The organism is uncultured Mucilaginibacter sp., assembly GCF_903913935.1.
Taxonomy (GTDB): domain Bacteria; phylum Bacteroidota; class Bacteroidia; order Sphingobacteriales; family Sphingobacteriaceae; genus Mucilaginibacter.
Window position 1 is genome coordinate 1 of the sequence record NZ_CAIWNH010000508.1, and the last position, 1,513, is coordinate 1,513.

General features: G+C 46.1%; 1 protein-coding gene. It reads left to right on the top strand.

All coding sequences use genetic code 11. The features are described from left to right. Positions 1–448: 448 nt before the first annotated feature. The coding region (locus tag QZY09_RS20500; RefSeq protein WP_295675519.1) for a Nif3-like dinuclear metal center hexameric protein at positions 449–1,513 on the top strand (1,065 nt) is incomplete at its 3' end.

Sequence of the window (1,513 nt, forward strand, 5' to 3'; positions counted from 1 at the left end):
TTATGATCATAATCATATTTGAAGGCCAATTTACGCAGGCTTATATCGCCTGACAAATATTCGAATATGATTTGCTGTTTTATTCTTTCTATATTCATGATCCGGATCTCCTTGTGACAACCCTAATCAGTACGACACACCCATACCCAAAACAGAACGAACGGCAAAACAGAATTGTCATTTTCGGGAGCGGGAAATGGCATATTGTGTATTGGAGTCATGGTGAGGCACCCGAGCCAGGTGGCAAGGGCCCTGATGTGTAAAATTTGGACGCAGGGGATGATAGCCTTTTTTTATTTCCACAGACCTTTTGGGAATTGAAAGCGTTTCTATATAAAAACATCGGAAGCTTTAAATGAAATTCACGTAAATTTGAAACCATTCGCGTATCCCAACTGAACAAGTTGGTTTATCGGTGTAATCATTCTAACATCAGTGAAATCCCATCATGAAATTATCCCAACTCACCAACTACCTCGAAAGCATAGCGCCGCTGGCTTACCAGGAAGATTATGATAATGCCGGTCTCATCGTCGGCCGGCCCGACCAGGAAGTGTCCCAGGCGCTCATCTCGTTGGATTGCACGGAAGCGGTGGTTGATGAAGCCATCATCCACAATTGCCAGGTGATCATCTCGCACCACCCGATCGTTTTTCGCGGTCTAAAAAAGTTTAACGGTAAATCCTATGTGGAGCGGGTGGTAGAAAAAGCTATCCGTAATAACATCGCCCTTTATGCCATCCATACCAACCTGGATAATGTATTGCCGGGCGTAAACGCGAAGATCTGCGAAACGCTTGGCCTGCAAAACACCCGCATCCTGGTTCCCAAACATAACCTGCTAAAAAAACTGGTTACTTATGTGCCGCACAGCCATGCGGATGCTGTAAGGGATGCCTTGTTTGAAGCCGGCGCAGGGTATATCGGCAATTACAGCGAGGTGAGTTTTAATGCGAACGGTACCGGGACGTTTAAGCCGAATGAAAACGCCACCCCTTTTGTTGGCGAAACGGGCAAGCGCCACCGGGAGGAAGAGATCCGGGTAGAAACCATTTACCCTGCCATAGCCGAAAGCAAAATATTAATGGCGCTGGTACTATCGCACCCCTACGAAGAAGTGGCCTACGACCTGTATCCAATGACCAACCAAAGTCAGGCGGTAGGCTCGGGGATGATCGGCGAATTGGAGTTGCCGATGGACGAAGAGGCATTTTTGTATCATATCAAAGAAAAGATGCATACGCACGTCATCAGGCATACGGCATTTACGGGCAAGCACATTAAAAAAGTAGCCGTGTGCGGCGGCGCCGGAGGCTTCCTGCTAAAGTATGCCATAGACGCCGGGGCCGATATATTTATTACCGCCGATTACAAATACCATGAGTTTTTTGACGCGGAAGGAAAGTTGATGATTGCAGACATCGGGCACTTTGAAAGTGAACAATTTACGCAACAATTATTGTATGAGAATATTAAGAAAAAATTTAGTAACTTTGCCGTCCGTTTAACAGAA